At 76.5% G+C, this 26152-nt stretch carries 25 protein-coding genes and 1 pseudogene; 15 read left to right on the top strand and 11 right to left on the bottom strand.

Annotated elements, in window-relative coordinates:
• Both ACYVOF_RS04755 and ACYVOF_RS04750 read right to left on the bottom strand, forming a co-directional pair.
• Window positions 1-450: an NUDIX hydrolase gene (locus ACYVOF_RS04755; protein ID WP_460864475.1), complete on the bottom strand. Its 450-nt coding sequence runs from the start codon at window positions 448-450 to the stop codon at window positions 1-3.
• 132 nt (window positions 451-582) lie between these two features.
• A pseudogene (locus tag ACYVOF_RS04750) lies at window positions 583-1110 on the bottom strand (GNAT family N-acetyltransferase); the annotation flags it as partial.
• On the opposite strand from ACYVOF_RS04750, the gene dop reads away from it, so the two are divergent.
• The 4 genes from dop to prcA all read left to right on the top strand — a co-directional run bounded on the left by dop (window position 1109) and on the right by prcA (window position 4618).
• Window positions 1109-2653 (top strand): depupylase/deamidase Dop, encoded by a 1545-nt coding sequence (dop, locus tag ACYVOF_RS04745; RefSeq protein ID WP_460864379.1) that lies wholly within the window; start codon window positions 1109-1111, stop codon window positions 2651-2653. The pseudogene ACYVOF_RS04750 and the gene dop overlap by 2 nt on opposite strands.
• 117 nt (window positions 2654-2770) lie before the next feature.
• Complete coding sequence (locus ACYVOF_RS04740; RefSeq protein WP_460864378.1) at window positions 2771-2965, top strand: ubiquitin-like protein Pup; 195 nt, start codon at window positions 2771-2773, stop codon at window positions 2963-2965.
• Window positions 2962-3780, top strand: a complete 819-nt coding sequence (gene prcB, locus ACYVOF_RS04735; RefSeq protein ID WP_460864377.1) for a proteasome subunit beta — start codon at window positions 2962-2964, stop codon at window positions 3778-3780. Before ACYVOF_RS04740 ends, prcB begins: the two co-directional genes overlap by 4 nt.
• Before the next feature lie 58 nt (window positions 3781-3838).
• Window positions 3839-4618, top strand: a complete 780-nt coding sequence (gene prcA, locus ACYVOF_RS04730; RefSeq protein ID WP_460864376.1) for a proteasome subunit alpha — start codon at window positions 3839-3841, stop codon at window positions 4616-4618.
• A gap of 9 nt (window positions 4619-4627) precedes the next feature.
• On the opposite strand, the gene ACYVOF_RS04725 is transcribed toward prcA, so the two are convergent.
• On the bottom strand, window positions 4628-6109 hold the full coding sequence (locus tag ACYVOF_RS04725) for a bifunctional phosphatase PAP2/diacylglycerol kinase family protein (protein ID WP_460864375.1): 1482 nt from the start codon (window positions 6107-6109) through the stop codon (window positions 4628-4630).
• Window positions 6110-6241: 132 nt separating this feature from the next.
• Here ACYVOF_RS04725 and pafA point away from each other — a divergent pair, with 132 nt between their 5' ends.
• Window positions 6242-7600 carry a Pup--protein ligase gene (pafA, locus tag ACYVOF_RS04720; RefSeq protein WP_460864374.1) on the top strand — a complete coding sequence of 453 codons (1359 nt, stop codon included), beginning with the start codon at window positions 6242-6244 and terminating at the stop codon, window positions 7598-7600.
• Between the two features lie 14 nt (window positions 7601-7614).
• Here pafA and ACYVOF_RS04715 read toward each other — a convergent pair whose 3' ends face one another.
• Both ACYVOF_RS04715 and ACYVOF_RS04710 read right to left on the bottom strand, forming a co-directional pair.
• Entirely contained in the window at window positions 7615-8412 is a 798-nt protein-coding gene (locus tag ACYVOF_RS04715; RefSeq protein WP_460864373.1) for a UbiA family prenyltransferase, read from the bottom strand.
• A complete protein-coding gene (locus ACYVOF_RS04710; protein WP_460864372.1) occupies window positions 8409-9005 on the bottom strand; it encodes a YdeI/OmpD-associated family protein in 597 nt (198 codons plus the stop codon). The genes ACYVOF_RS04715 and ACYVOF_RS04710 overlap by 4 nt, the downstream gene beginning before the upstream one ends.
• A 33-nt stretch (window positions 9006-9038) precedes the next feature.
• Here ACYVOF_RS04710 and ACYVOF_RS04705 point away from each other — a divergent pair, with 33 nt between their 5' ends.
• From ACYVOF_RS04705 to ACYVOF_RS04675, 7 genes are all read left to right on the top strand, one after another.
• Window positions 9039-9998, top strand: coding sequence for a helix-turn-helix transcriptional regulator (locus tag ACYVOF_RS04705; RefSeq protein WP_460864371.1), 960 nt, complete (start codon window positions 9039-9041; stop codon window positions 9996-9998).
• The gene (locus tag ACYVOF_RS04700) at window positions 9995-10981 is read left to right on the top strand and encodes a helix-turn-helix transcriptional regulator (protein ID WP_460864370.1); all 987 of its coding nucleotides are present in this window, start codon (window positions 9995-9997) and stop codon (window positions 10979-10981) included. Before ACYVOF_RS04705 ends, ACYVOF_RS04700 begins: the two co-directional genes overlap by 4 nt.
• 35 nt (window positions 10982-11016) lie before the next feature.
• Window positions 11017-11451: a Sec-independent protein translocase subunit TatA gene (gene tatA, locus ACYVOF_RS04695; RefSeq protein WP_460864369.1), complete on the top strand. Its 435-nt coding sequence runs from the start codon at window positions 11017-11019 to the stop codon at window positions 11449-11451.
• 78 nt (window positions 11452-11529) lie between these two features.
• Entirely contained in the window at window positions 11530-12456 is a 927-nt protein-coding gene (gene tatC / locus ACYVOF_RS04690; RefSeq protein ID WP_460864474.1) for a twin-arginine translocase subunit TatC, read from the top strand.
• A 52-nt stretch (window positions 12457-12508) separates the two neighbouring features.
• Complete coding sequence (locus ACYVOF_RS04685; protein ID WP_460864368.1) at window positions 12509-15310, top strand: DEAD/DEAH box helicase; 2802 nt, start codon at window positions 12509-12511, stop codon at window positions 15308-15310.
• A gap of 85 nt (window positions 15311-15395) precedes the next feature.
• A complete protein-coding gene (locus ACYVOF_RS04680; RefSeq protein WP_460864367.1) occupies window positions 15396-16052 on the top strand; it encodes a DUF4333 domain-containing protein in 657 nt (218 codons plus the stop codon).
• Entirely contained in the window at window positions 16049-17296 is a 1248-nt protein-coding gene (locus tag ACYVOF_RS04675; RefSeq protein ID WP_460864366.1) for a GNAT family N-acetyltransferase, read from the top strand. Before ACYVOF_RS04680 ends, ACYVOF_RS04675 begins: the two co-directional genes overlap by 4 nt.
• Here the strand turns inward: ACYVOF_RS04675 and ACYVOF_RS04670 are convergent.
• Window positions 17293-18249, bottom strand: a complete 957-nt coding sequence (locus ACYVOF_RS04670; protein ID WP_460864473.1) for a 5'-3' exonuclease — start codon at window positions 18247-18249, stop codon at window positions 17293-17295. The two genes, ACYVOF_RS04675 and ACYVOF_RS04670, sit on opposite strands and share 4 nt — an antisense overlap.
• A 14-nt stretch (window positions 18250-18263) precedes the next feature.
• A complete protein-coding gene (locus ACYVOF_RS04665) occupies window positions 18264-18674 on the bottom strand; it encodes a PPOX class F420-dependent oxidoreductase (protein ID WP_460864365.1) in 411 nt (136 codons plus the stop codon).
• Between the two features lie 31 nt (window positions 18675-18705).
• Here ACYVOF_RS04665 and ACYVOF_RS04660 point away from each other — a divergent pair, with 31 nt between their 5' ends.
• Entirely contained in the window at window positions 18706-19455 is a 750-nt protein-coding gene (locus ACYVOF_RS04660) for an SDR family NAD(P)-dependent oxidoreductase (RefSeq protein ID WP_460864364.1), read from the top strand.
• A 71-nt stretch (window positions 19456-19526) separates the two neighbouring features.
• Here the strand turns inward: ACYVOF_RS04660 and ACYVOF_RS04655 are convergent, their stop codons facing one another.
• The 3 genes from ACYVOF_RS04655 to glsA are packed head-to-tail and all read right to left on the bottom strand — an operon-like array spanning window position 19527 to window position 23801.
• Window positions 19527-20876 carry a metallopeptidase TldD-related protein gene (locus tag ACYVOF_RS04655; RefSeq protein ID WP_460864363.1) on the bottom strand — a complete coding sequence of 450 codons (1350 nt, stop codon included), beginning with the start codon at window positions 20874-20876 and terminating at the stop codon, window positions 19527-19529.
• Window positions 20873-22399 (bottom strand): TldD/PmbA family protein, encoded by a 1527-nt coding sequence (locus tag ACYVOF_RS04650; protein ID WP_460864362.1) that lies wholly within the window; start codon window positions 22397-22399, stop codon window positions 20873-20875. The genes ACYVOF_RS04655 and ACYVOF_RS04650 overlap by 4 nt, the downstream gene beginning before the upstream one ends.
• 10 nt (window positions 22400-22409) lie before the next feature.
• A complete protein-coding gene (gene glsA, locus ACYVOF_RS04645; RefSeq protein ID WP_460864361.1) occupies window positions 22410-23801 on the bottom strand; it encodes a glutaminase A in 1392 nt (463 codons plus the stop codon).
• A 42-nt stretch (window positions 23802-23843) separates the two neighbouring features.
• Here glsA and ACYVOF_RS04640 point away from each other — a divergent pair, with 42 nt between their 5' ends.
• Together ACYVOF_RS04640 and ACYVOF_RS04635 are read left to right on the top strand one after the other, a co-directional pair.
• Entirely contained in the window at window positions 23844-24998 is a 1155-nt protein-coding gene (locus tag ACYVOF_RS04640; protein ID WP_460864360.1) for a sensor histidine kinase, read from the top strand.
• 5 nt (window positions 24999-25003) lie between these two features.
• Window positions 25004-25672 (top strand): response regulator, encoded by a 669-nt coding sequence (locus ACYVOF_RS04635; protein WP_460864359.1) that lies wholly within the window; start codon window positions 25004-25006, stop codon window positions 25670-25672.
• A 10-nt stretch (window positions 25673-25682) separates the two neighbouring features.
• On the opposite strand, the gene ACYVOF_RS04630 is transcribed toward ACYVOF_RS04635, so the two are convergent.
• On the bottom strand, window positions 25683-26152 hold a 470-nt coding region (locus ACYVOF_RS04630), incomplete at its 5' end, for an HNH endonuclease (RefSeq protein ID WP_460864358.1).

Raw genomic sequence — 26152 nt, 5'->3', positions numbered from 1 at the left:
TTAAACTACCTTGTCGAGGGCCGTCAGGTCCACCCCGGCCAGCAGGGCGCGGGTGTCGGGGACGAACGGCCAGCCCGGGTCGGCCAGGTGACGGACGAGCTCGGCGGGGTCCCACCACCACGCCCCGGCCACCTCCTCGGGCTGCAGCACCACCGGCCCGTCGTGCCGCGCGGCGAACGCCCACAGGTGGCAGCGCAGCGTCCCGTCGTCCCACGCCGTCCGGGCCAGCGGGCGCAGCTCGGCCCTCGTGACCCCCAGCTCCTCGGCGAGCTCGCGGCGCGCCCCCGCCCCGGGGGTCTCACCCGGGGCCAGCACCCCGCCGGCCAGCACGTCGTGAGCCCCGGGCCAGAGCGTCTTCGTCGTGGTCCGGCGGTGGACCAGCACCCGGCCGTCGGCGTCGTGCAGCAGCACCCCGGCGCTGGCGTGCCACAGCCCGTCGCGGTAGACCACCGACCGCCGCTCGGCACCGACCTCGCGGCCCCCGGCGTCGTACCGGGCGACGAGCTCGTCGGGCGGGCGGACGGCGTGGCCGAGGACGTGCTCGCGGCTGTCGGCCGGGTTGTCCGGCTCGAGCTGCACCCGGCCGACGAGCGCGAACCCGGCCGCCCGCAGCGCCCGCCACGACGCCGGGTTGTCGGCGTGGACGGGGACGAGCGCGTCGCGGGCGTCCGGGTTCGTCGCCCAGGCGTGCTCGAGGCAGGCCCGCACCAGCGCGGTGCCCAGGCTTCGGCCGCGCGCGCCCGGCTCGCCGAGCAGGTGGTCGAGGCTGACCGCGCCCGCCGGCACGTCCACCCCGGCCGCCCGGAGCTCGGCGACGTGGCCCGGCTCGTCCTCGAGCCGGTAGTGCTGGGCCAGGCCCACCGGCCGGCCGTCGACCCGGGCCAGCAGCAGCACCGTGGGGTCGGTGCCGTCCAGGCTGGGGCCGTACCGGGCCTCGACGGCGGCGGGGGAGGGGTCCTCCGCCCACCACCGGGCGACCAGCGGCTCGGCCAGCCAGCGGCACAGCAGCGGCAGGTCGTCGCGGGTGAGGGGCGCGACGGTGAGCACGGCCCCACCGTAGGACCGCTCCGGCGGGCACGGTCCCGCCGCCGCCGTAGGCTCGGCGCCCATGCGACGGATCATGGGCACCGAGATCGAGTACGGCATCTCCTCCCCCGGGGACCCCTCGGCCAACCCGGTGCTCACCTCCACCCAGGCGGTGCTGGCCTACGCGGCCGCGGCCGACGTGCCCCGCGCCCGCCGTCCCCGCTGGGACTACGAGGTGGAGTCCCCGCTGCGCGACGCGCGCGGCTTCGACCTCTCCCGCCCGGGCGCCCCCACCCCGGTCATCGACGTCGACGAGGTCGGCGCGGCGAACATGATCCTGACCAACGGGGCCCGGCTCTACGTCGACCACGCCCACCCCGAGTTCGCCGCCCCCGAGGTGACCGACCCGATGGACGCGGTCATCTGGGACAAGGCCGGCGAGCGGGTCATGGAGGAGGCGGCGCGCTTCGCGGGCAGCGTCCCCGGCGCGCCCAAGCTGCAGCTCTACAAGAACAACGTCGACGGCAAGGGCGCCTCGTACGGCAGCCACGAGAACTACCTCATGGCGCGCTCCACCCCGTTCGCCCAGGTGGTGACCGGGCTGACCCCGTTCTTCGCCTCGCGCCAGGTCTTCACCGGGTCCGGCCGGGTCGGCATCGGCCAGTCGGGGGAGACCCCGGGCTTCCAGCTCTCCCAGCGGGCGGACTACATGGAGGTGGAGGTCGGCCTCGAGACCACCCTCAAGCGCGGCATCATCAACACCCGCGACGAGCCGCACGCCGACGCCGACAAGTACCGCCGCCTGCACGTCATCATCGGCGACGCGAACCTGGCCGAGACGGCCACCTACCTCAAGGTCGGCACCACCTGCCTGGTCCTGGACTGCATCGAGTCCGGGGTGGACCTGTCCGACCTGGCCCTGGCGCGGCCGGTCGCGGCGGTGCACGCCATCAGCCACGACCCGACGCTGCGCACCACCGTCGAGCTGGCCGACGGCCGCACGCTCACCGCGCTCGCCCTGCAGCGGGAGTACCACGCCCGCGCCGCGGCGCTGCTGGAGCGCGGCGGGGCGGAGCCGGCCGCGGGGGCGACCGACGACCGGGACGCCGAGGCCGCGCACCTGGCGCGCAGCCGCCACGTGCTGGCGACCTGGGGCGAGGTGCTCGACCTGCTGGAGCGCGACCCGATGGAGTGCGCCGACCTGCTGGACTGGCCGGCGAAGCTGCGGCTGCTGCAGGGCTTCAAGGACCGCGAGGGCCTGGGCTGGGCCGCCTCCCGGCTGCACCTGGTGGACCTGCAGTACTCCGACGTGCGGCTGGACAAGGGCCTGTACAACCGGCTGGTGGCGCGCGGCTCGATGCGCCGGCTCGTCACCGAGGAGCAGGTCACCGCGGCCGTCTCGACCCCGCCGACCGACACGCGGGCCTACTTCCGCGGCGAGTGCCTGCGCCGCTTCGGCACCGAGGTCGCCGCCGCCAGCTGGGACTCGATCATCTTCGACGTCGGCCGCGACTCCCTGGTCCGCATCCCCACCCTCGAGCCGCTGCGCGGCAGCCGCGCCCACGTCGGCGCCCTGCTGGACTCCGTGGACTCCGCCGTGGAGCTGGTGGACGCGCTCACCAGCTGAGCCCGTCCCGCCTGCCGCCGTCGGGGGGCGTGGGTAGGGTCCGGGGGACACCCGGCACGGCCGGGTCGACGGGCACCGGGCGAGGCACCGGGGACGGACGGACGCTGGGAGGCGACGATGGCGCAGGAGCAGACCCAGCGCGGCGGTGGCGGCGGGGACGACGAGACCCCGGGCGGGGACGGGTCCGCGGGCCAGGAGCGCCGCGACAAGCTCGCCGGGGAGACCGACGACCTGCTCGACGAGATCGACGACGTGCTCGAGGAGAACGCCGAGGACTTCGTCCGCGCCTACGTGCAGAAGGGCGGCCAGTGATCCCGGCCCCCGGGACCCGGCCGGACACGTCCTCCTTCACGCAGTACCTGCGCGACCACGCCCCCGAGGTGCTGCCTGGCGGCCGCGCCGGTGCCGACGGTCGTGACCACTCCGGCCTCGCCCCGCACGGGACCACGATCGTCGCGCTGACCTACGCCGACGGCGTGCTGCTCGCCGGGGACCGCCGCGCGACGATGGGCAACCTCATCGCCCAGCGCGACATCGAGAAGGTCTTCGTCACCGACGACCACTCCGCGGTGGGCATCGCCGGCACGGCGGGCATCGCCATCGAGCTGGTGCGGCTGTTCGCCGTCGAGCTCGAGCACTACGAGAAGATCGAGGGCGTCCCGCTGTCCCTCGACGGCAAGGCCAACCGGCTCGCCACCATGGTGCGCGGCAACCTCGGGGCGGCCATGCAGGGCCTGGCCGTGGTCCCGTTGTTCGTGGGCTACGACCTCGACGTCGACGAGCCCGCCGCGGCGGGGCGCATCGTGTCCTACGACGTCACCGGCGGCCGGTACGAGGAGCACTCCGGCTACCACAGCGTCGGGTCCGGCTCGCTGTTCGCCCGCTCGGCGCTGAAGAAGCGCTTCGCGCCGGGCGCCGACGAGCCGACCGCCCTGCGCACCGCCCTCGAGGCGCTCTACGACGCGGCCGACGACGACTCCGCCACGGGCGGCCCCGACCTGGTGCGCGGGCTGTACCCGACCGTGGTCGAGGTCACCGCCGCCGGTGCCGTGCAGGTCGGCCAGGACCGCTGCGCGGAGGTGGCGGCCACCGTCGTCGCCGAGCGCCACGACCGTCCCGGCGGCTGACCACCCGCCTGCCGCTGCAACCCCCGCCGCCGCACCCGACCCGCAGGAGCCCGACACCGTGACGATGCCGTACTACGCCTCGGCCGAGCAGATCATGCGCGACCGCTCGGAGCTCGCCCGCAAGGGCATCACCCGGGGCCGCAGCGTCGTCGTGCTCACCCACGCCGACGGCGTGCTGTTCGTCGCGGAGAACCCGTCGACCGCGCTGCACAAGGTCAGCGAGATCTACGACCGCATCGGCTTCGCCGCGGTGGGCAAGTACAACGAGTTCGAGAACCTGCGCCGGGCCGGGATCCAGCTCGCCGACCTCCGCGGCTACTCCTACGACCGGCGCGACGTCACCGGCCGGTCGCTGGCCAACGCCTACGCGCAGACCCTGGGCGGGATCTTCACCGAGCAGCCCAAGCCCTACGAGGTGGAGATCTGCGTCGCCGAGGTCGGCTGGCCCTCCACCGGCGGCACCCCGCGGCGCCCGGCGCAGCTCTACCGCATCACCTACGACGGGTCCATCGGCGACGAGCAGGACTTCGTCGTCATGGGTGGCACCACCGAGCCCATCGCGGCCTCGCTGCGGGAGCACTACGAGTCCGACCTGCCGCTGGAGCGCGCCGTCGGGGTGGCGGTGACGGCGCTGCAGCAGGTGTCCACCGGCGAGCCCCGCACCCTGACCGTCGACCAGCTCGAGGTCGCGGTGCTCGAGCACGCCCGCCCCCGTCGCGCCTTCCGCCGGCTGACCGGCCCCGCGCTCGCCGCGCTGCTCCCGGCCGCGCCCACACCGGCCGCCGAGGCCGCACCCGGCACCCCCGCCCCCGGCACCGGGGACTCCGGCACCGACTGAGCCGCGCGGTCAGCGGTAGACGACCAGGCCCGCCGGGTGCGCCCGGAACGTGAGCCGGTGCGCCCGCCCGACGACCTCGCCGTCGAGGGCGAGCGAGACGGGTGAGCCGGTGACGGCCACGTCGAGCTCGGCGACCTCGTGGCGGGTCCACGTCCGGCTCGCCGCCAGGGAGCCCCGCAGCGCCGCGACCACGAGGCGGGCGCGGGAGGCGGGCACGTCCGCGCGCAGCCACCGCACGTCGAGCAGCCCGCTGGCCAGGTCCGGCCGCCCCAGCGGCGGCCCGTCGGTGGGCGTGTACCGGCCGTTGCCGACGAACAGCACCCACACCGCCACGGGCTCGCCGTCGACCTCGAGCCGCAGCGGCCGGGCCGCCGCCAGCACCCGCACCATGGCGGCCGCCGCGGCGGGCCACTTGCCCCAGCGGTCGGACCAGCGCTCCCGCAGCCGCACCGCGTCGGGGTAGCCACCGATGCTGGCGGTGTTGACGAACGACCGGACCTCCCCGTCGTCGGTGCGCACGTCGGCCAGGTCGACGGCCACCGCGCGGCCCTCGTCGACCGCGCCGACCAGCCGGGCCAGCACCGCGTCGTCCGCCGCGGGGGCACCCAGGTCGCGGGCGAAGTGGTTCAGGGTGCCGCCGGGCAGCACCAGCAGCGGCAGGCCGTGCTCGGCCGCCAGCTCGGCCACACACTGCACCGTGCCGTCACCGCCGGCCACGCCCAGCGCCCGGGCCGGCTGCTCGGCCAGCGCGCGGCGCACGTCGTCGCCCAGGTCCGTGTCGGGCCGCGTCTCCAGCTGCCGGGCCCGGGGCAGGTCGCGGCGGACGACCCGGCCCAGCGTGTCGTCGTCGTCGCCCGAGGAGGGGTTGACCACCACCAGCAGGCCCTCCCCGTCGGGCAGCGCGGGCGCGTCGGCGGCCGGGCCGGGGGAGGGGGTGTCCCCGCGGCGGGCCGGCCACCAGCGCTGGGTGGCCAGGGCGACGCCCGTCCCCAGCGCGGCGCCGACCGCCACGTCGGACGGCCAGTGCACCCCCGTGTGCACCCGGGAGTAGGCCACGAGGACGGCCAGCGGGGCCACGGCCGCCGCAGCGGCCGGGGACTCCAGCGCCACCGCCGTGGTGAAGGCCGCCGCGGAGGCCGCGTGGCCGGAGGGGAACGACGACGACGTTGGGGGCCGGGACAGCAGCCGGCGTGCCGGCACGTCCGCCGCGGCCGGGCGGCGCCGGGGGAAGAGGTTCTTGGCCACGCCGTTGGCCAGGGCCGAGGAGACGACCACGGCGGCCAGGCCCCGCACCGCGCCGCGGCGGGTCGGCCCGGAGCGCGAGGCCAGCAGGACGGCCACCCCGGTCCAGACCTTGCTGTGGTCCGCCGAGAGCGTCAGCAGCCGCAGCGCGCCGTCGACCCGCCCGGCCGGCAGGTGGGCGGTCCGGCGCACCAGCCACCGGTCGCCCCGGCCGACGCGGCGCAGCGAGCGGCCCACCCCCGTGCTCACCGTCGGTGGGCGCGGGGTCCGGGGGCGGTGATCACGTCGGTCACCCTAGGCGGGCGGGGGCCACCGCCGCCGCGGATCGGGCCACCGCCCACGCCGCGCGGGCCCCGCGGCGGCGGCAGTAGGGTCGAGCACGTGCAGCGACGGATCATGGGGATCGAGACCGAGTTCGGTGTGACCTGCACGTTCAAGGGTCAGCGCCGGCTGAGCCCCGACGAGGTGGCGCGCTACCTGTTCCGCCGGGTCGTCTCCTGGGGCCGCAGCTCCAACGTGTTCCTCCGCAACGGCGCGCGGCTCTACCTCGACGTGGGCTCCCACCCGGAGTACGCCACGGCCGAGTGCGACGACCTGGTCCAGCTGGTGGATCACGACAAGGCGGGCGAGCGGATCCTCGAGGAGCTGCTGGTCGACGCCGAGCAGCGGCTGGCCGACGAGGGTGTCGGCGGGGACATCTTCCTGTTCAAGAACAACACCGACTCGGCGGGCAACTCCTACGGCTGCCACGAGAACTTCCTCGTCGCGCGGGCCGGGGAGTTCTCCCGCATCTCCGACGTGCTGCTGCCGTTCCTGGTCACCCGCCAGCTGGTCGCCGGCGCGGGCAAGCTGCTGCAGACCCCGCGCGGGGCCACGTTCTGCCTCAGCCAGCGCGCCGAGCACATCTGGGAGGGCGTCTCCTCGGCCACCACCCGCAGCCGGCCCATCATCAACACCCGCGACGAGCCGCACGCCGACGCCGAGAAGTACCGCCGGCTGCACGTCATCGTGGGCGACTCCAACATGTCGGAGACCACCACCATGCTCAAGGTGGGTTCCGCGGCCCTGGTGCTGGAGATGATCGAGGAGGGGGTCGCGTTCCGGGACTTCGCCCTGGACAACCCGATCCGCGCCATCCGCGAGATCAGCCACGACCTGACGGGCCGGCGCCCGGTGCGCCTGGCCGGGGGCCGGGAGGCCACGGCGCTGGAGATCCAGCGGGAGTACCACGCCAAGGCCGTCGAGCACCTCACCCGGCGCGAGCCCAGCGCCGAGATGGACCGGGTCGTCGAGCTGTGGGGCCGCACCCTGGACGCCGTCGAGCGCGACGACCACTCGCTGGTCGACACCGAGATCGACTGGGCCATCAAGGAGAAGCTGTTCCGCCGCTACACCGAGCGCAGCGGGATGGACCTGGCCAACCCCCGCATCGCCCAGCTCGACCTCGCCTACCACGACATCCGCCGCGGCCGCGGGGTGTTCGACCTGCTGCAGCGCAAGGGCCTGGCCGCCCGCGTCACCACCGACGAGGCGATCGACCTGGCAGCCGCGACCCCGCCGCAGACCACCCGGGCCAAGCTGCGCGGGGAGTTCATCGCCGCCGCCCAGGACGCGGGCCGGGACTTCACCGTCGACTGGGTGCACCTCAAGCTCAACGACCAGGCGCAGCGGACCGTGCTCTGCAAGGACCCGTTCCGCGCGGTCGACGAGCGGGTGGACCGGCTCATCGCCAGCATGTGACGCCCGGGGGCCGGTCAGCGCAGGGCCGAGCCCCCGAGCACCAGCAGGACCACGTCCAGCAGGGCGACGACGACGACGGCCCGGAACAGCGCGGCGCGCCCCGCCCGCAGCCCGACCGCCAGCGCCACCCCTGCCACGAGCACCACCGCCGCGCCGAGCACCAGCCCGCCGAGCCCGGCGGCCAGGGTCAGCGAGGCCGCGAGCAGCAGCACCGCCGCCCCCACCGCGCAGCGCCGCGGGCCGAGCCGCTGCGGCAGGCCCCGCACCCCCGTGGCCAGGTCGTCCTCGAGGTCGGGCAGCGCGTTGGCCAGGTGCGCGCCGCCGCCCAGCAGCGCCCCCGCGGCGACGAGCCACCACGGCACGGGCCCGGCGGGGGCGACGACGAACGCGGGCAGCGCGCCGAACCCCACCAGGTAGGGCAGGCCGGACGCGGCCGTCGCCTTGACCCCGGCGTCGTAGACCAGCCCGGAGGCGACGAAGAGCAGGTGCCACCAGCCCGCCGCCCCGCCGGCCAGGAAGGACAGCGGCACGGCGAGCACGGCCGCCACCGCGGCGGCTCCCAGCACGGTCCGGCGGCCGACGGCGCCGCCGGCGACGGGCTTGTCGGTGCGGCCGGTGGCGCGGTCCTTCTCGGCGTCGAGCCCGTCGTTGAGCCAGCCGATGGCGAGCTGGCCGACCAGCACGGCCACGCCGACGACGAGCGCGGCCCCGGCCCCCCGGCCGGCGGCCACCGCCAGCAGGGCGCCCACGAGGGTGACGGCGACGGTGGGCCCGGGGTGGCACGAGCGGGCCAGCGCGAGCGCAGCCCTCACCCGGGGCCCCGCTGCGGGTGGGGGGTCTCGCCGCGGGCGAGCATGGCCACGAACGCCTCGATCCTGGCCGCCCGGCGCGCCGGGTCGGTCAGCTGGGAGAGCCGGAAGTACAGCGCGTAGCGGTTCTGGGCAGTCAGCCGGTCCAGGGTCGCCCGGGCGGCCGGGTCGGCGTCCACCGCCGCCACGAGGTCCGCGGGCAGCTCGGCGGTGGCCTGCCCGGCGTAGGCCCGGTCCCACCGGCCGTCGGCCTGCGCGGCGGCGACCGCGGCCAGCCCGGCGGGCTGCATCCGGCCCTCCGCGGTGAGGCGGGCGACGTGGTCGACGTTGCGCAGCGACCACGGGCTGCGGGCGCGCCGCGGGGTGAAGCGCTGCGCGAAGCTGCCCGCGTCCCGGCTGCGCACCTGCCCGTCGATCCAGCCCTGGCACAGCGCCTCGTCGAGGGCCAGCGGGTAGGTCAGCGCCGTGACGTCGCCGCCCTTGCGGGAGAGCACCAGGAACACCCCGTCCGGCTCGGTGTGGTGCTCGGCCAGCCACTCCCGCCACGCGGCGGCGTCGGGCACCAGCAGCTCGGGGGGATGTCCGCGCGGCGCCACGCCAGGAGTGTGCCCGACCCTAGGGTGGGCAGGGTGTCGGCAGCCCGCAGCGAACGTCTGGTCAACCTCGTGGTCTGCCTGCTCGCGACGCGGCAGTTCCTGCCCGCCGACCGCATCCGCACCACGGTCGCCGGGTACGACGAGGCGCCCACGGACGAGGCCTTCTTCCGCATGCTGGAGCGCGACAAGGCCGAGCTGCGCGAGCTCGGGGTGCCGCTGGAGACCGGGCGCAACTCCCACTTCGACGCCGTGGACGGCTACCGCATCGCGCGGCGGGACTACGAGCTGCCCGAGATCACCCTCGAGCCCGACGAGGCCGCCGCGCTGGGGGTGGCCGCCCAGCTGTGGGACTCCCCGGACCTCGCCGCGGCCGCCCGCACCGCGGTGCTCAAGCTGCGCGCGGCCGGCGTGGCCGTGGAGCCCGGCACCACGCCCGGGCCCCGGGTGCGGGCCACCGACCCCGCGTTCGACCCGCTCGTCGCCGCCGTCGAGGCCGGCCGCACGGTGCGGTTCCGCCACCGCCGCGGGCCCACCGCGGAGGCGACCGAGCGCACCGTCGACCCGTGGGGCGTCGTGTCCTACCGGGGCCGCTGGTACCTCGTCGGGCACGACCACCTCCGCGACGACGTCCGCTGCTTCCGGCTCTCCCGCATCACCGACGTCCGCGCCCGCGGCGCCGCCGGCGCGGTCACCGTGCCCGACGTCGACCTGCTCGCCCTCGTCGAGGCCTCCGCCGGGCCGCGCAGCGGACCGGTCACCGCCCGGCTGCGGCTGGCGCCGGGCCGGGCCCAGGGCCTGCGCCGGCACGCCCGGACGCTGGCGGCGGACGACGGGGGCGACGTGGTGGAGGTGGAGCTGCCCGGCCCGGGGGCGGCCCGGGAGCTGGCCGGGCACGGGGCGGACGTGGTGGTGCTCGACCCGCCCGAGCTGGCGGCCGAGGTGGTCGCGCTGCTGCGGGGCGCGGCGGGGCGCACGGGGGAGGAGCAGCCGTGAGCGGGCTGACCGAGCGGATGCCGCGGCTGCTGGCCCTGGTGCCCTACCTGCAGGCCCACCCGGGGGTGCGGGTGGAGGAGGCGGCCGCCGACCTCGACGTCAGCGCCGAGCAGCTGCGCCGCGACCTCGAGCTGCTGTGGATGTGCGGCCTGCCCGGCTACGGCCCCGGCGAGCTGATCGACCTCTCGTTCGAGGGCGACACCGTCTCGGTGGTGTTCGACGCCGGGCTCACCCGCCCGCTGCGGCTCTCCCACGCCGAGGCGGGGGCGCTCGCGGTGTGCCTGCGCGCCCTCGGGGACGTGGGCGGCGTGGTGGGCCGCGACGTGGTGGAGCGGACGCTGGCCAAGGTCGAGGCGGCCGCGGGGGGCACCACGGTGGGCGGTCCCGCGGTGGGCCGGGCGCGCGACGAGGAGCCGGACGAGGCCGTCGCCGCGGCGGTCGGGGCGGCGCTGGCCGGGCGGCGCGCGCTGCGGCTGCGCTACTTCAGCGCGGGGCGCGACGCGGTGACCGACCGGGTCGTCGAGCCCCACGAGCTGGTGGTCGTGGCCGGGCGCAGCTACCTGGAGGCGTGGTGCCGCCGCGCGGAGGACGTCCGGCTGTTCCGGCTGGACCGCGTGGAGCACGCCGAGGTGCTCGACGAGGAGCTGGGCGAGCGCACCCCGGCGGGCCGCGGCGCCGACGCCGACCCCGGGGCACCGTTCGACCTGGGGGCGGACCTGCCGCTGGCCGAGCTGGAGCTGGACCCCTCGGCCACCTGGGTCGCCGAGTACTACCCGGTGGAGTCGCTGACCGCCCTCGACGACGGCCGCGTCCGGGTGGGGCTGCGCTACTCCGACCGGGAGTGGCTGGTGCGCGTGGTCCTCGGCTTCGGCGCCGGCGCCCGCGTGGTGGCCCCCGCGGACGTGGCCGAGGAGGTCCTGGCCCGCGCCGCCGCCGCCCTCGTGGCCTACCGGACCGATCCGGGAACCCCTCCCGCCGCGTAGACTCCACGACGACGTCCATCACTGGAGGCACACCCATGGGAGCTCTCAGCCCCGTCCACTGGCTCATCCTGATCGCGGTGCTCGTCATCCTGTTCGGGGCCAAGCGGCTCCCGGACGCCTCGCGCTCGCTGGGTCGGTCCATGCGCATCTTCAAGAGCGAGATCAAGGAGATGGGGCAGGACGGCAAGGACGACGCCGGCACGTCGGCCCCGGCCGCGCAGCAGCCCGCGCCGCAGCAGCCCGTGGTCCAGCAGCTCCCGCCGGCCGCGCAGCCCGCGCCGGTCACCCAGCCGGTGCCGCAGCCGCAGCCGGTCGCCCAGCAGCCCGCCCCGCAGCAGCCGGTGGTCCAGCAGCCGGTCGTCCAGCAGCCCGTCGCCCAGCAGCCGGTGCCGCAGCAGGTCGCGCCCCAGCAGCAGCCGGGCACCGAGTACCAGGCCACGGCTGCCGCCGACGGCCAGAAGGCCAGCTGAGGCACCACCGCCGTGCCCGGACGCCTCGGGCGCATCCGGCCCCGCCGTTCCCGACCCCCGGTGAACGACGACGGCTCGATGTCGCTCGTCGAGCACCTCTTCGAGCTCCGCAGCCGGGTCACCAAGGCCGCGATCGCCATCGTGGTCGCGACCGTCCTGGGCTTCCTCTGGTATTCCTACGGCGTGGGGGGCACCCCCAGCCTGGGTGAGATCCTCAAGGGTCCCTACTGCGCGCTGCCCGCGACCGACCGGGCGCAGATCGGCAACGACGGGGCGTGCCGGCTGCTCGCCACCGCCCCGTTCGACCAGTTCATGCTCCGGCTCAAGGTGGGGCTGACCGCGGGCATCGTGCTGTCCAGCCCGGTGTGGCTGGGCCAGCTGTGGGGCTTCATCACCCCCGGGCTCTACCGCAACGAGCGCCGGGCGGCCGTCGCGTTCGTGACCTTCGGGGCCGCGCTGTTCGTGGCCGGGGCCGTCATGGCCTACGTCGTCGTGGCCAAGGCGCTGTCGTTCCTGCTCTCGGTGGGCAACGACGTGCAGATCACCGCGCTCAACGGCGACCAGTACTTCAGCTTTATCATCGGCCTCATCGTCATCTTCGGCGTCAGCTTCGAGCTGCCGCTGCTCGTCGTCATGCTCAACCTCGCCGGGGTGCTCACCTACGACCGGCTCAAGGCCTGGCGCCGCGGCCTGATCTTCGGGCTGTTCGCGTTCGCCGCCGTCGCCACCCCCGGCCAGGACCCGTTCAGCATGCTGGCCCTGGCGCTGTCGCTGACCGTGCTGTTCGAGGCGTCGGTCCAGGTGGCCCGGGTGCACGACAAGCGCAAGGCCCGCCGCCGCGCGGCCGAGGGCTGGGGCGAGCTGGACGACGACCAGGCCTCCCCGCTGGACCGCGGCCCGGGTGCACCCGGGGCCGCGCTCGAGGCGCCGGCGCCGCACCACGACGACCGGCAGCCCCCGGCCACCACCGCCCCCGGCCCGGGCTCCTGGGGCGACGCCACCTAGGCCCGCGACCCGCGCGCCGGTGGCCCCGCCCGCGCTGTGGCAACCTGGCGACGTGGCCGACCTTTCCCCGGCAGAGGCCTTCGCGGCCGCGCGTCGTCGCGCCGCCCGTCCCGAGCTGGCCCGCTTCACCGCCCTGCTGCCCTTCGCGCTCGACCCGTTCCAGGTGCAGGCCTGCGAGGCCCTGGAGGACGGGCACGGCGTGCTGGTGTGCGCGCCCACCGGCGCGGGCAAGACGGTCGTCGGCGAGTTCGCCGTGCACCTGGCCCTCGAGGCCGGGGGCAAGTGCTTCTACACCACGCCGATCAAGGCGCTGAGCAACCAGAAGTTCGCCGACCTCGCCGAGCGGCACGGCCGCGAGCACGTCGGCCTGCTCACCGGCGACACCTCCGTCAACGCCGACGCGCCCGTGGTCGTCATGACCACCGAGGTGCTGCGCAACATGCTCTACGCGCAGTCACCCGCGCTGCGCGGCCTGGCCTACGTGGTGATGGACGAGGTGCACTACCTGGCCGACCGGTTCCGCGGCGGGGTGTGGGAGGAGGTGATCCTGCACCTGCGGCCCGACGTCCGGCTGGTCAGCCTCTCGGCCACGGTGAGCAACGCCGAGGAGTTCGGGGAGTGGATCTCCACCGTGCGCGGCGACACCACCGTGGTCGTCGACGAGGTGCGCCCCATCCCGCTGACCCAGCACGTGCTGGTCGGCCGGCGGCTGTTCGACCTGTTCAGCGAGCGGGACAACGGCGGCGGGGCGCAGCTGGTGGTGGACCCGGACCTGGTCCGCCACGTCCAGCAGCAGCAGCGCCGCGAGGACACCGGCGGCGGTGGGGGCTCCTACCGCTCGCGCGGCCGCGACCGCCGCGGTGGTGGCCGTCCCGGTCGCGGCGGGGGTGCCCCGCACCGCGGGGAGCGCTCCGGGTGGCGCCCGCTGCCCCGCCCGGAGGTCCTGGAGCGGCTCGACGCCGAGGGCCTGCTGCCGGCGATCACGTTCGTCTTCAGCCGGGCCGGGTGCGAGGCCGCCGTGGCCCAGTGCGTGCGCCACGGCCTCCGGCTCACCGCACCGGGCCAGGAGGAGGAGATCGAGCAGGTCATCGCCGCGCACACCGCGGAGCTGCCGCGCGGCGACCTGGCCGTGCTCGGGTTCTGGGAGTGGCGCGACGCGCTGCTGCGCGGGGTCGCCGCCCACCACGCCGGGATGCTGCCCGCGTTCAAGGAGACCGTCGAGGAGCTGTTCCTGCGCGGGCTGGTGCGCGCGGTGTTCGCCACCGAGACCCTGGCCCTGGGCATCAACATGCCCGCCCGCACCGTCGTGCTGGAGCGGCTGGTCAAGTACAACGGCGAGGCCCACGTCGACCTCACCGCCGGGGAGTACACCCAGCTCACCGGCCGGGCGGGGCGGCGCGGCATCGACGTCGAGGGCCACGCGGTGGTGCTGTGGGCGCCCGGGGTGGAGCCGACCTCGGTGGCCGGCCTGGCCTCGACCCGCACGTTCCCGCTGCGCAGCTCCTTCCGGCCCGCCTACAACATGGCGGTCAACCTGGTCGGCTCGGTCGGCGCCGCGCAGGCCCGCGCCCTGCTGGAGCGCTCCTTCGCCCAGTACCAGGCGGACCGCTCCGTCGTCGGGCTGTCCCGCACCATCGACCGCAACACCGAGGCCCTGGCCGGGTACGCCGAGCAGGTGCACTGCCACCTCGGCGACTTCGCCGAGTACGCCGCGCTGCGCGCCCGGCTCACCGACCGGGAGCGCAGGCTCAACCGCGAGGGGACCGCGGCCCGGCGCACCGAGGCGGGGGAGTCGCTGGCCGCGCTGCGCCGCGGGGACGTCATCGCGGTCCCCGGCGGCAAGCGCGCGGGGCTGGCCGTGGTGCTGGACCCCGGCCTCGACGGCCCCGACCCGCGCCCGCTCGTCATCACCGAGGGCACCTGGGCGGGCCGGCTCTCGCGCACCGACTTCCCCGACGCCGCCGCCGTGCTGGGCCGGCTCGCCCTGCCGCGGCGGGTGGACCACGGGGTGCCGCGGGTGCGCCGGGACATCGCGTCCTCGCTGCGGTCCAGCGGGGTGGTGGCCCCGGGCGGGCGCTCCCGCAAGCGCGCCGCGGCGGCCGACGACGCCGAGCTCGCCGCGCTGCGCCGGGCCTTGCGCCAGCACCCGTGCCACGGCTGCGAGCACCGGGAGGACCACGCCCGTTGGGCGGAGCGCCACCACCGCCTGGAGCGGGAGACCGAGACGTTGCGCCAGCGGGTGGCCGCCACCACCCACTCCCTGGCCCGCGCCTTCGACCGGATCCGGGCGCTGCTGGCCGAGCGCGGCTACCTGGTGGGCAGCGGCGACACCCAGGAGGTCGCCGACGAGGGCCGCCGGCTGGCCCGCATCTACTCCGAGTCCGACCTGCTCGTCGCGGAGTGCCTGCGCCGCGGGGTGTGGGCGGACCTCTCCGCCCCGGACCTGGCCGCCGTCGTCTCGGCGGTGGTCTACGAGGCGCGTCGGGAGGGCGAGGAGATGCCCGTCGTGCCCGACGGCCCCGTCGCCGACGCGCTGGCCTCGACGGTGCGGATCTGGGGGGAGATCGTCGACGACGAGCGCCGCCACCACATCCCCGCGACCCGGGAGCCCGACCTGGGCATCGTCTCGGCGGTGCACCGGTGGGCGCGGGGCCACTCGCTGGCCAGCGTGCTCGCCGCCGCCGGGCAGGGCAGCACCCCGGCGCCGGCGGGGGACTTCGTGCGCTGGTGCCGCCAGGTGGTGGACCTGCTCGACCAGGTCCGGGTGGCCGCGGACGGCGGGCCCCAGGCCCGGGTGGCCGCCGAGGCGGTGACCGCGCTGCGGCGCGGGGTCGTCGCCGTCGGCACCGCGTGACCCACCGCGCGGACCCGGCCACGGCCCGTCGGGGCCTGTGGTTGGATCGCGGGCGTCCTGCTGCACAGATCCGGGGGAGTAGTCGATGAGCAACCCGTACGGCGACCAGCCCTACCGCGGGTCCTACGGTCAGCCCGGCGGGGGACAGCAGCCCGGCCCGTACGGGCCGCCCCAGCAGCAGCCCGGCCAGTACGGCCAGCCCCAGCAGCCGGGCCAGTACGGCCGACCCCCCCAGCAGCAGCCGGGCCAGTACGGGCAGCCGGGCCAGTACGGCCAGCCCCCGCAGCAGCCCGGCCAGTACGGCCCGCCGCAGCAGCCGGGGCAGTACGGGCAGCCGGGTCAGGGCCAGTACGGCCAGCCCCAGCAGGGCCAGTACGGCCAGCCCGGCGGCGGCTACGGCGGCACGCCCAGCTTCACCCCGCCGCCGCAGAAGAAGGGGCGCACCGGCCTGCTCCTGGGAATCCTGGGGGCGGTCGTCGTCCTCGCCGTCATCGGCGTCGTCCTCGCCATGACGGTGTTCAGCAAGACCGTGCTCGACCAGGCCAAGGTGCAGGAGGGGGTGACCTCGGTGCTCAGCGACCAGTACCGGGTGGCCGACGTCGGCACCGTCACGTGCCCCGCCGACCAGGAGGTGACGGTGGGCGGGACCTTCACGTGCACCGCCTCGATCGCCGGCGCCGACAAGCCCATCACCATCACCATCACCGACGACTCCGGGACGTACACGGTCTCGCGCCCGTGACGGCCGGCCCCCAGCAGGACACGGGCCCGGGGCCCCGGGTCAGCGTCCTGCCGCCGGAGCGGCACCGCGACGCGGCCCGCACGTTCGCCGACGCCTACCTCGTCGGCCCCGTCAGCGACGCCATGTGGGCGCGCTCGGCGGCGAGCTACGCCGGCGCGACGCTGCACGCGGTGGTCGAGGACGACGGCACCATCGGTGCGCTGTCCCGGTGGTTCCCGCAGCGGCTCGCCGTGCCCGGTGGCGAGGTCGAGGCGGCCGGGGTCAGCAGCGTCGGGGTGCGGGCCGACCGGCGCCGCCGCGGATACCTGCGCGCCGTGCAGACCGCCCAGCTGCGCGCGCTGCACGAGGCCGGCGTCGTCGCGGCGACCCTGCGGGCCAGCGAGGCGGGCATCTACTCCCGCTTCGGCTACGGCCCCGCCAGCCGCTACGCCACGGTGACGGTCGACCGGGCACGGGCCCGGCTGCGCGACGGCGCCGCCGTGGCCGACGTCGAGCTCGACCTGCTCGACCCCGAGGACGCCATCGCCGCGCTCACCGCCGCGCACGACCGGGTGCGCGGCTCCCGGCCCGGCACGGTGGACCGCCCCACCTGGTGGTGGACCACCCTGGTGCGCGGCCAGCTCGACCGGGACCAGCCGCTGTGGGTGCTCGCTGCCCGCGACCCGGCCACCCACGAGATCGTCGGCTGGCTGGTGTGGAGCTGCCCCGACCGGCCGCGCTGGGGGCACGGCACCACCGCCACGGTGCGGGTGCTCGACCTCGTCGGGGCCGACACCGGGGTGGAGCTGGCGCTGTGGCAGGCCGCGCTGGGCATCGACCTGGCCGACGAGCTCGAGGCGCCCGGCCGCCCCGTGGACTCCCGGCTCGGCCTGGCCCTGACCGACGAGCGGGCCGCCCGGGTCTCCGACCTCGAGGACGAGACGTGGCTGCGCCTGGTCGACGTCGAGGCGGCGCTGACGGCCCGGTCGTGGGCGCCGGGGGAGCCGGTCGAGCTGGGGGTGCGTGACGTGCTCCTGCCCGCGAACGACGGCACCTGGACCGTCGGGGCGGACGGCGTGCGCCGCAGCCGCGCCGTGGCCGAGGTGGTGCTCGACGTCGGTGACCTGGCCGCGGTCTACCTCGGCGGCACGTCGGTGGCCGACCTCGCCTCGGTGGGCCGCGCCGAGGGCGCCCCGGCCGCGGTCGCGGCGCTGGACCGGCTGCTGGTGACCCCGCAGCAGCCCTGGTCGGGCACCTACTTCTAGGCCCCCGCCGCCGCGGCCAGCGCGGCGCGCAGCCGGCGCACCGAGCTCTCCACGCCCCACCGCCGGGCCAGGGCGTCGAGCGCGGCGTCGTCGACGGTGGCGGCGGGCAGGGTGTCGTCGTCGCGGGAGAGGTGCACGTCGGCGTCGGTGACCACCCGCACCACGGGCATCGCCGCGTCGAGGTAGTCCTCGGCGGCGAGCAGGGAGGCCCGCGCCCGCGCCCCGACCCCGGCGGCCCCGGTGCGCGCCGCCTCACGCAGGGCGGCCAGGTCGCCGTGGGTGCGCAGCAGGGTGGCGCCGCCCTTCTCCCCGATGCCGGCCACCCCGGGCAGCCCGTCGGACGGGTCGCCCCGCAGGGCGGCGAGCTCGGCGTAGGCGGGGCCGGGGCGGTGCTCGGGCAGCGCGTAGCGCTCGGCCAGCTCGGCGGGGCCGTACAGCTCGGCCTTGGTCAGGCCGCGGCCCACGTAGAGCACCCGCACCGGGACGGGCTCGTCGGCCACCACCTGCAGCAGGTCCCGGTCCCCGGAGACGACCACCACCGGGTCGGTGCGCTCGGCGGCGGCGAGGGTGCCGAGCACGTCGTCGGCCTCGAGACCCTCCGCACCCGCGGTGGCGATGCCGGCCGCGGCCATCAGCTCGAGGATCACCGGCACCTGGTGGGCGAGCAGGTCGGGCGCGTCCTCGACGTCCGGTCCGACACTGCCGAGGTCCCCGCTGTTCTCCTCGAGCACGCGGTGGGCCTTGTAGCTGGGCAGCAGGGCGACCCGGAACGCCGGGCGCCAGTCCAGGTCGAGGCAGATCGCAGCCCGCGACGGGTGCAGCCGCTCGACCAGGGAGGCGATCATGTCGGTGAACCCGCGGACGGCGTTGACGGCCTGCCCGTCGGGGGAGGTGATGGTGTCGGGGACGCCGTGGAAGGCCCGGAACCACAGGCCCGCCCCGTCGACGAGCATGACCGGACGGTCGCTCACGGCGTCTGCTCCCGGAAGGCGGCCGAGCCCATGACCCGGTCGACGTGGATGCGGACGACCACCCGCTGCGGGTTCTCCCGCGGGGTCCGGTACCGCGCGGCGTAGCGCTGCTCGCCCTCCCGGACCTCGGCGGGGTCGGCGGAGACCTCGACGGGGCCCTCCAGGGTGAGCCAGCGGCCACCCTCGAGCTGGCACACCGCGGCCCGGCCGCCGCGGGCGGCGTTGAGCCCCTTCTGCGAGCGGTCCCGGGTGATGACGCGGGCCACGCCCGCCTCGCCGTCCCAGGTGAACCCGACGGGGACGACGTGGGCGGTGCCGTCGGCCCGGGTGGTGGTCAGCGTCGCGAGGTGGCGCTCGGTGAGGAACTCGAGCGCGGCGGGGGTCAGGTCGGCGGGGGTGGCGGCCACGGCGACGACGGTAGCCGGGGAGACTGCCCGGGTGGACGGGACGGGTGTGCTGCTGGTGCTGGGTGGTCGCAGCGAGATCGGCGTGGTGCTGGCCGAGCGGCTGGTGCGGGCGGGGCAGCGGTCGGTGGTGCTGGCGGCGCGCCGGGCCGACGACCTGGCCCACGAGGTGACCCGGCTGCGCGCCGCCGGGGCCGCGGACGTCGCCTGCGTGGAGCTCGACGCCGACGACCTCGCCTCGCACGGCCCGCTGCTCGACGCGGTCGAGGCCGTGCACGGCCCGGTGGGCACCGCGCTGCTGTGCTTCGGGGTGCTGGGTGACCAGGCCCGCGCGGAGACCGACGCCGCGCACGCCGCCGCGGTGGTGCACACCGACTACGTCGCGCAGGTGGGGGTGCTCACCGAGCTGGCCGCGCGGATGCGGGCGCGGGGGACGGGGCGGCTGGTGGTGTTCTCCTCCGTCGCCGGGGTGCGGGTGCGCCGCGCGAACTACGTCTACGGCTCGGCCAAGGCCGGTCTCGACGGGTTCGCCTCCGGCCTGGCCGACGCGCTGCACGGCACCGGGGTGCACCTGCTGCTGGTGCGCCCGGGCTTCGTGGTCGGCCGGATGACCGAGGGCATGGACCCGGCGCCGTTCTCCTCGACCCCCGAGCAGGTGGCCGACGCGGTGGTGCGTGCGCTGGACCGCGGGCGGGGCGAGGTGTGGGTGCCCGGGGTGCTGCGGCCCGTGTTCGCGGTGATGGGGGTGCTGCCCCGGGCGGTGTGGCGCCGGATGCCCCGCTAAGGCCCGTCCTGGCGGCGGTTGCAGACGCCCCGCGAGGCTCCTGGCGGTACTTGCAGACGCCCCCGGACGGGCTAGCTGGCCCGGCTCTGGCTGGACATGTGGAAGTCGGGGATCCGCACCGGGCCGACCTGGGCGCGGGTGAACCAGTCCGACCACTCCCGGGGCAGCACCCGCTCGCTCGCCCCGACCTCGGTGGCGCGGCGCAGCAGGTCCAGCGGGGACTCGTTGAACCGGTAGTTGCCGACCTCGGCGGTGACCCGGCCGTCCTCGACGAGGTACACCCCGTCGCGGGTGAGCCCGGTGAGCAGCATGGTGGCCGGGTCGACCTCGCGGATGTACCACAGGCAGGTCAGCAGCAGGCCGCGCTCCGTGCTCGCCACCATGTCGTCGAGGCTCGCCCCGCTGCCCCCGGTGAGCAGGAGGTTCTCCCCGGGCAGGGTGGGCTCGGCGCCGAGCTCGGCGGCCGCGGCGCGGGGGTAGGCCAGGGCGTTGACCACGCCCTCGCGGACCCACTCGGTGCGCCCGGTGAGCAGGCCGTCGTCGAACACCGACACCGCGTCGTCCGAGCTGGTCACGGCGAGGAACGGGCTGGTGGTCAGCCCGGGTGCGGCGGGGTCGCTGGCCAGGGTGAGCGGCAGCGAGGTGAGCCGCTCCCCGACGCGGGTGCCCCCGGCGCGGGAGAGCGCGGTGCGGCCCTCGTGCGCGCCGCGGCCGTCCATCGCCCACATCATCGGGACCAGCAGGTCCGCCACCGCGGAGCCGGGCAGCAGCGTCTCGTAGCGGCCCGCGGGCAGCTCGACGCGGCGGGCGCCCCAGTCGAGCCGGCGGCCCAGGTCGTCGAGCATGCCGGCCAGGCCCACGTCGGTGAACCACTCGGTGCCTGCGCCCGCCCACGCGCTGGAGCCGTCGCGCTTGGCGTTCACCTCGAGGGTGCCGACGGGCTCGGTGTGCCTGCGGCGCAGCCCCGTCGAGCTGCCGAGCCAGGTGGTGGTGACGGTGTGGTGGGCGAACCCGTAGAGGGCGTCGCGGCCGCGGAACCCGGCGGCGAGGTCGTCGACGAGGGTGTCGAACACGGCGACCGAGGTGGTGGCGGCCGGGTCAGACCAGTCCGCGGGGGACCCCTCGCCCTCGACCAGGGCGGTGGCGTCGCGGGCGTCCCCGGCGGCGCGGGCGGCGGCCTCGCTGGCCCGCACCACCTCCTCGACGTCGGCGCCGTCGACGCTCGCGGAGCTGACGACCCCCACCGCCGCCCCGACCACGGAGACCACCGTCCACGTCCGGGAGGTCGAGATGCCGTTGGTGGTCATCGAGCTGCCGGCCCAGCGCAGGCTGGCCTCGGTCTGCTCGGCCACGAGCACGAGGGCCGCGTCCGCGCGGGAGGCGGCCAGCGCGGCGTCGACGAGGTCCGGGGCGGCGATCACGCGCCGGCCTCCGTCCGGGTGTTGAGGACGTTCACGCCGCGGAACAGTGCCGAGGGGCAGCCGTGGCTGACGGCGGCGACCTGCCCGGGCTGGGCCTTGCCGCAGTTGAACGCCCCGCCGAGCACCCACGTCGAGGGACCTCCCACGGCCTCCATCGAGCCCCAGAAGTCGGTGGTGGTGGCCTGGTAGGCGACGTCGCGCACCTGCCCGACGAGCTCGCCGTCGCGGATGCGGTGGAAGCGCTGGCCGGTGAACTGGAAGTTGTAGCGCTGCATGTCGATCGACCAGGACTTGTCCCCGACGACGTAGAGGCCGTCGGCGACGCGGCCGACGAGCTCGGCGGTGGTGGTGTCGCGGGTCGGGTCGGGCTGCAGGCTCACGTTGGCCATCCGCTGGATCGGGACGTGGTGGGGGGAGTCGGCGTAGGAGCAGCCGTTGGAGCGCTCGAGGCCCAGGCGGTGGGCGAAGACCCGGTCGAGCTGGTAGCCGACGAGGGTGCCGTCGCGGACCAGGTCCCACTGCGAGGTGGCGACCCCGTCGTCGTCGAAGCCCTGGCTGGCGAGTCCCTGCGCGACGGTGCGGTCGGCGGTGACGTGCATGACGTCGCTGCCGTAGCGCAGGGTGCCGAGCTGGTCGGGGGTGGCGAACGAGGTGCCCGCGTAGGCCGCCTCGTAGCCGATGGCGCGGTCGTACTCGGTGGCGTGGCCGATGGACTCGTGGATGGTCAGCCACAGGTTGGACGGGTCGATGACGAGGTCGGTCGGGCCGGGGACGACCGTGGGGGCGACGACCTTCTCGGCCAGCAGCGCGGGCAGCGCGGCGAGCTCGCCGTCCCAGTCCCAGTGGGCCTGCGAGAGCTGCTCCCAGCCGCGGCCGGCGGGCGGGACGAGGCTGGCCATGGACTCGAACACCCCGGCGTCGCGGTCGACCGTGGTGGCCTCGAGCCTCGGGTTGAGCCGCACCCGCTGCTGCACCGTGGCCGTGCCCGCGAGGTCGGCGTAGAAGACCTGCTCCTTGACCTGCAGGCAGCCGGCGCTGACGTGGTGCACCCCGGCGGAGGCCAGCAGCACGTCGCTCAGCTCGCGCAGCCGGCCCACCTTGTCCGCGTCGTCGACCGCGAACGGGTCCAGCGCGTAGTCCGAGACCCAGGTGGCCGGGGCGTCCAGCGAGCCGTGCACGGGCTCGTCGGCCAGCTCGACCGGGTCGGCGTTGAGCGGGCGCAGCGCGGTGGCGACCTCGACGGCGCGCCGGGCGGTGGCCGCGGCGACGTCCGGGGTCAGCTCGGCGTGCGCGGCGAAGCCCCAGGTGCCGTCGACGACCACGCGCACCGCGAGGCCGAGCACCACCGACGAGCCGGAGGACTGCACGGCCCGGTCGCGCAGCCGCAGGTCCTGGGTGCGCAGCCGCTGCACCCGCAGGTCGGCGTGGCTCGCACCCGCGGACCGGGCGGCGGACAGCGCCGCGTCGGCCAGGGCGCGCAGCGGCAGGGCGAGGAAGTCGGGGTCGACGGCGCGCGGGGTCACCGGGCCGAGGCTAGCCACGCCCGCCGTCGGCCGTGCGGAGGTGGCGCAGCAGCGCGTCCTCGCACCAGGCCAGCGCGCGGTCGACGTCGTCGGACTCGGCCAGGGCGTGCAGCCGCGGCACCTGCGGGCCGGGGGCCGCCTCGACCAGCACGGTGGGGCAGCCGGCGTCGCGCAGCTGGGTGACCGCCTCGTCGAGCAGCGCGCGGGCCGGCGGGTGGACGTGGCCGACGGCGCGCAGGTCGGCCACCGTCCAGCGGGGTGCGGGGGCGTCGGGGGTGTCGCGGAGCAGCCGGACGAGCTCGTCGGCGGCCGCGACCGTCAGCGGGCCGGCGAGCTCGACGAGCCGCAGCCGGTCGGGGTGGGCGGCCAGCGCGGCCGCGTCGGGCTCGGGGCGCACCACGCTGGACTGCACCTGACGGCCGTCCAGGCAGGAGCAGACCACCTCCAGCCCCGCGCCGCCCGGGGTGAACTCGTGCAGGCCGAGCTCGTCGGAGAGCCGCTCGCAGGCCAGCACGCCGCGCACGCTGTTGCCGTGGCGGTCCAGCGGGGCGCTCACCGTGGCCACGGCCAGCTCGCCCGGCTTGACCGCGACGATGGTGCCGCTGACCCCGGACTTGGCGGGCAGGCCGACCCGGACGAACCAGCTGCCCGCGCCGTCGTACATGCCGCAGGTGCTCATCACCGCCAGCACGGTGGTGACGACCTCGGGCGGCACCACCTGCTCGCCCGTCAGCGGGTTGCGCCCGCCGGTGGCCAGGGTCGCCCCCATGACGGCGAGGTCGGCGGTGGTGACGGTGATGGCGCAGGAGCGCAGGTACACCTCGATGGCCTCGGCCGCGGGGACCGGCAGGGTGCCGTCGGCGACCATGAGGTGGGCCAGGGCGCGGTTGCGGTCGGCCACGGCGAGCTCCTCGCGGACCACGTCCTCGTGCACGGCCAGCGGTCGGCCGGCGAAGGCGGACACGCCCTCGACGATGCGCGCGACGCGTCCGGCCGCGTCGTCCCCGGAGACCAGGCAGGTGGCCAGGATGGCGCCCGCGTTGACCATCGGGTTGGGCGGGCGCCCCGTCTCGTGCTCGAGCAGCAGCGCGTCGAACGCGACGCCGGTGGGCTCGACGCCGATGCGGTCGAGCACCACGTCGCGGCCGGCGTCGGCCAGGGCGAGGGCGTAGACGAACGGCTTGGCCGCGGACTGCAGCGGCACCTCGACGTCGGTGTCGCCCGCGCGGTGCAGGTGGCCGGTGGCGGTGGCGATCGCCACCCCGAACGCGGAGCGCAGGTCGCGGGCGCCGGCGTGGACGGCCTCGGCCGCGGGGATGCGGCCCTCGCTCACCTGGAGCAGGTCGGCGTGCAGGGTGCGAAGCCGGCGGGCGAGGGGGTGCGGGGGCAGGGCGGCGGACACGAGGTCCAGGGTCCACGGCCGGGCGGGGCCTACCGTGACCGGGTGCGGAGGCTGAGCCTGTGGCTGCGGGAGCGGCCCGGCGTGGGGGACGGCCTGCTGGCCCTGGTGGTGCTGCTGCTCGACCTGCCCGCACCCCTGGCCCGCGACACCCCGTGGGTCGCCGGGGCGGTCGGGGTCGTGCTGGTGGCGGGCATCGCGCTGCGCCGCTCCCGGACCCGCCTGGCCGCGGTGCTGGTGCTGCTGGGCGGCCTGGCGCAGCTGGTGCTGCTGCCGGGGCTGGTGCTGCGCGGGGCCGACCTGGCCTTCCCCGTCGTGCTCTACACCCTGGTCCCGGTCCTCGGCCGGCGCGTCGCCCTGGCGTGGGTCGTGGTGGTGGCCGCCGGGGTGGCGGTGTGGTCGGTGGTGCGGGTGGGCAGCGTCGCCGGGCCGGTGCTGCCCGCGCTGGTCCTGGCTCTGGCGTGGGCGCTCGCGGAGTTCGTGGGTGCGCGGCGGGCCTACGACGCCGAGGTCGCGGCCCGGCTGTCGGCGGCCGCGGCGGACCGGGACCGGCGCACCGAGGAGGCTGTCGCCGCTGAGCGGCGGCGGATGGCGCGGGAGCTGCACGACGTGGTCGCCCACGCGGTGTCCGTCGTGGTGGTGCAGGCCGACGGGGCGGCGTCGGTGCTGGACCGGGACCCGGAGGCCGCGCGGCGGGCGATGGGGGCGATCGCCTCGACCGGGCGGCAGGCGCTGGCCGAGCTGCGGCGCACCGTCCTCGCGCTGCGGAGCACCGACGAGGTGGAGGTGGCGCTGCCGACGGGCACGGCGGGGCTCAGCGAGCTGGCGCAGCAGTTCCGGACGGTCGGGCTGCCCGTGGAGCTCGAGCTGACCGGGCCGGTGGACGACCTGCCCGCGGGCATCGCGATCGCCGTGCACCGGGTGGTGGGGGAGGCGCTGACGAACGTGCTGCGCCACGCGGGGCCGGGGGCGGGGGCCCGGGTGGAGGTGCGGCGGGGAGACGACGCGGTGAGCGCGCGGGTGACCGACACCGGCGGGGAGCGGCCCGGGGGGCGCGGGTACGCGGGCGGGACCGGGGTGGGCCTCGTCGGGATGCGGGAGCGGGTGGCGGTGCTCGACGGCACGCTCGAGGTGGGGCCGTGGTCGTCGCGGGGCGAGGTGGCGGGCTGGCGGGTCTCGGCGGTGCTGCCGCTAGGTTGACCGGCGTGGGCGACGCGGGGACGACCGTGGTGCTGGCCGACGACCAGGAGCTCATGCGGGTGGGGCTGCGGATGGTGCTCGACTCGCACGACGACCTGCGGGTGGTCGGCGAGGCGCCGGACGGCCGCGCCGCCGTGGAGCTCGCTGAGCGGCTGCGCCCCGACGTGCTGCTCATGGACGTGCGGATGCCGCGGATGGACGGCATCGAGGCGACCCGGGCCGTGGTGCAGGGCGGCAGCGGGGTGCGCGTGCTGGTGATGACGACGTTCGACGTGGAGGAGCACGCGCTGGGGGCGCTGCGGGCGGGGGCGAGCGGGTTCCTGCTCAAGGACACCCCGCCGGACCAGCTCGTGGCCGCGGTGCGGGCGGTCGCGGCGGGGGACGCCGTGGTCTCGCCGAGCGTGACGCGGCGGCTGCTGTCACGGTGGGTGGCCGACGACCCGACGCCCCGGGTGCCGCGGCCCGAGCTGGCCGAGCTGACGGAGCGGGAGCACGAGGTGCTCGGGCTGGTGGCGCGGGCGCGGTCCAACGCGGAGATCGCGGCCGAGCTGTTCCTCTCCGAGGCCACGGTGAAGACGCACGTGGGCCGGGTGCTCACCAAGCTCGGGGTGCGCGACCGGGTGCAGGCCGTGGTCCTCGCGTACGAGTCCGGCCTGGTGCGCCCCGGAGAGTGACACCGCCCCCTCAGAACGGGGGTGGGTCGTTGTCGGGTGGTGGGTGTGGTGGCGCGGGGGGTGGGTGGTCGTGGTCGTGCCACTGCCGTCGGGTGCGGTGGTTGTGCTGCAGGTCGTGGTGCTGGGTGAGGGCGTGGTCGAGGTCGTTCTCGAGTCCTCCGCCGCGGCGGGTGCGGGGTGGTGTGCAGTCGGGTCGGTCTGCGGCGGGGATGGTGGGTCCGTGCTCGCCGACGGTTGGGGGGAGCCCGTCGGGTCGGGTGGTGGTGGTCTGTCCGGTGGGTCCGGTCCAGTGCTGGGTGCCGTCGGGGTCCATCCGGACGGTCCAGACGCCGGCGGTCTTGGCGCGGTGGTGGTGTCGGCACAGACAGGCCACGTTCACCACGGTGGTCCACCCACCCCGGCGGGGGTTGTGGTGGTTGTAGGGGATGACGTGGTCGAGGTCGCACCCGGTGGCGGGGACGGTGCAGCCGGGGAACCGGC

It is taken from the genome of Rhodococcus aerolatus (assembly GCF_054783215.1).
Note: the sequence above shows the minus strand (reverse complement) of the source record. Positions and strands in the feature narration are given on the sequence as shown.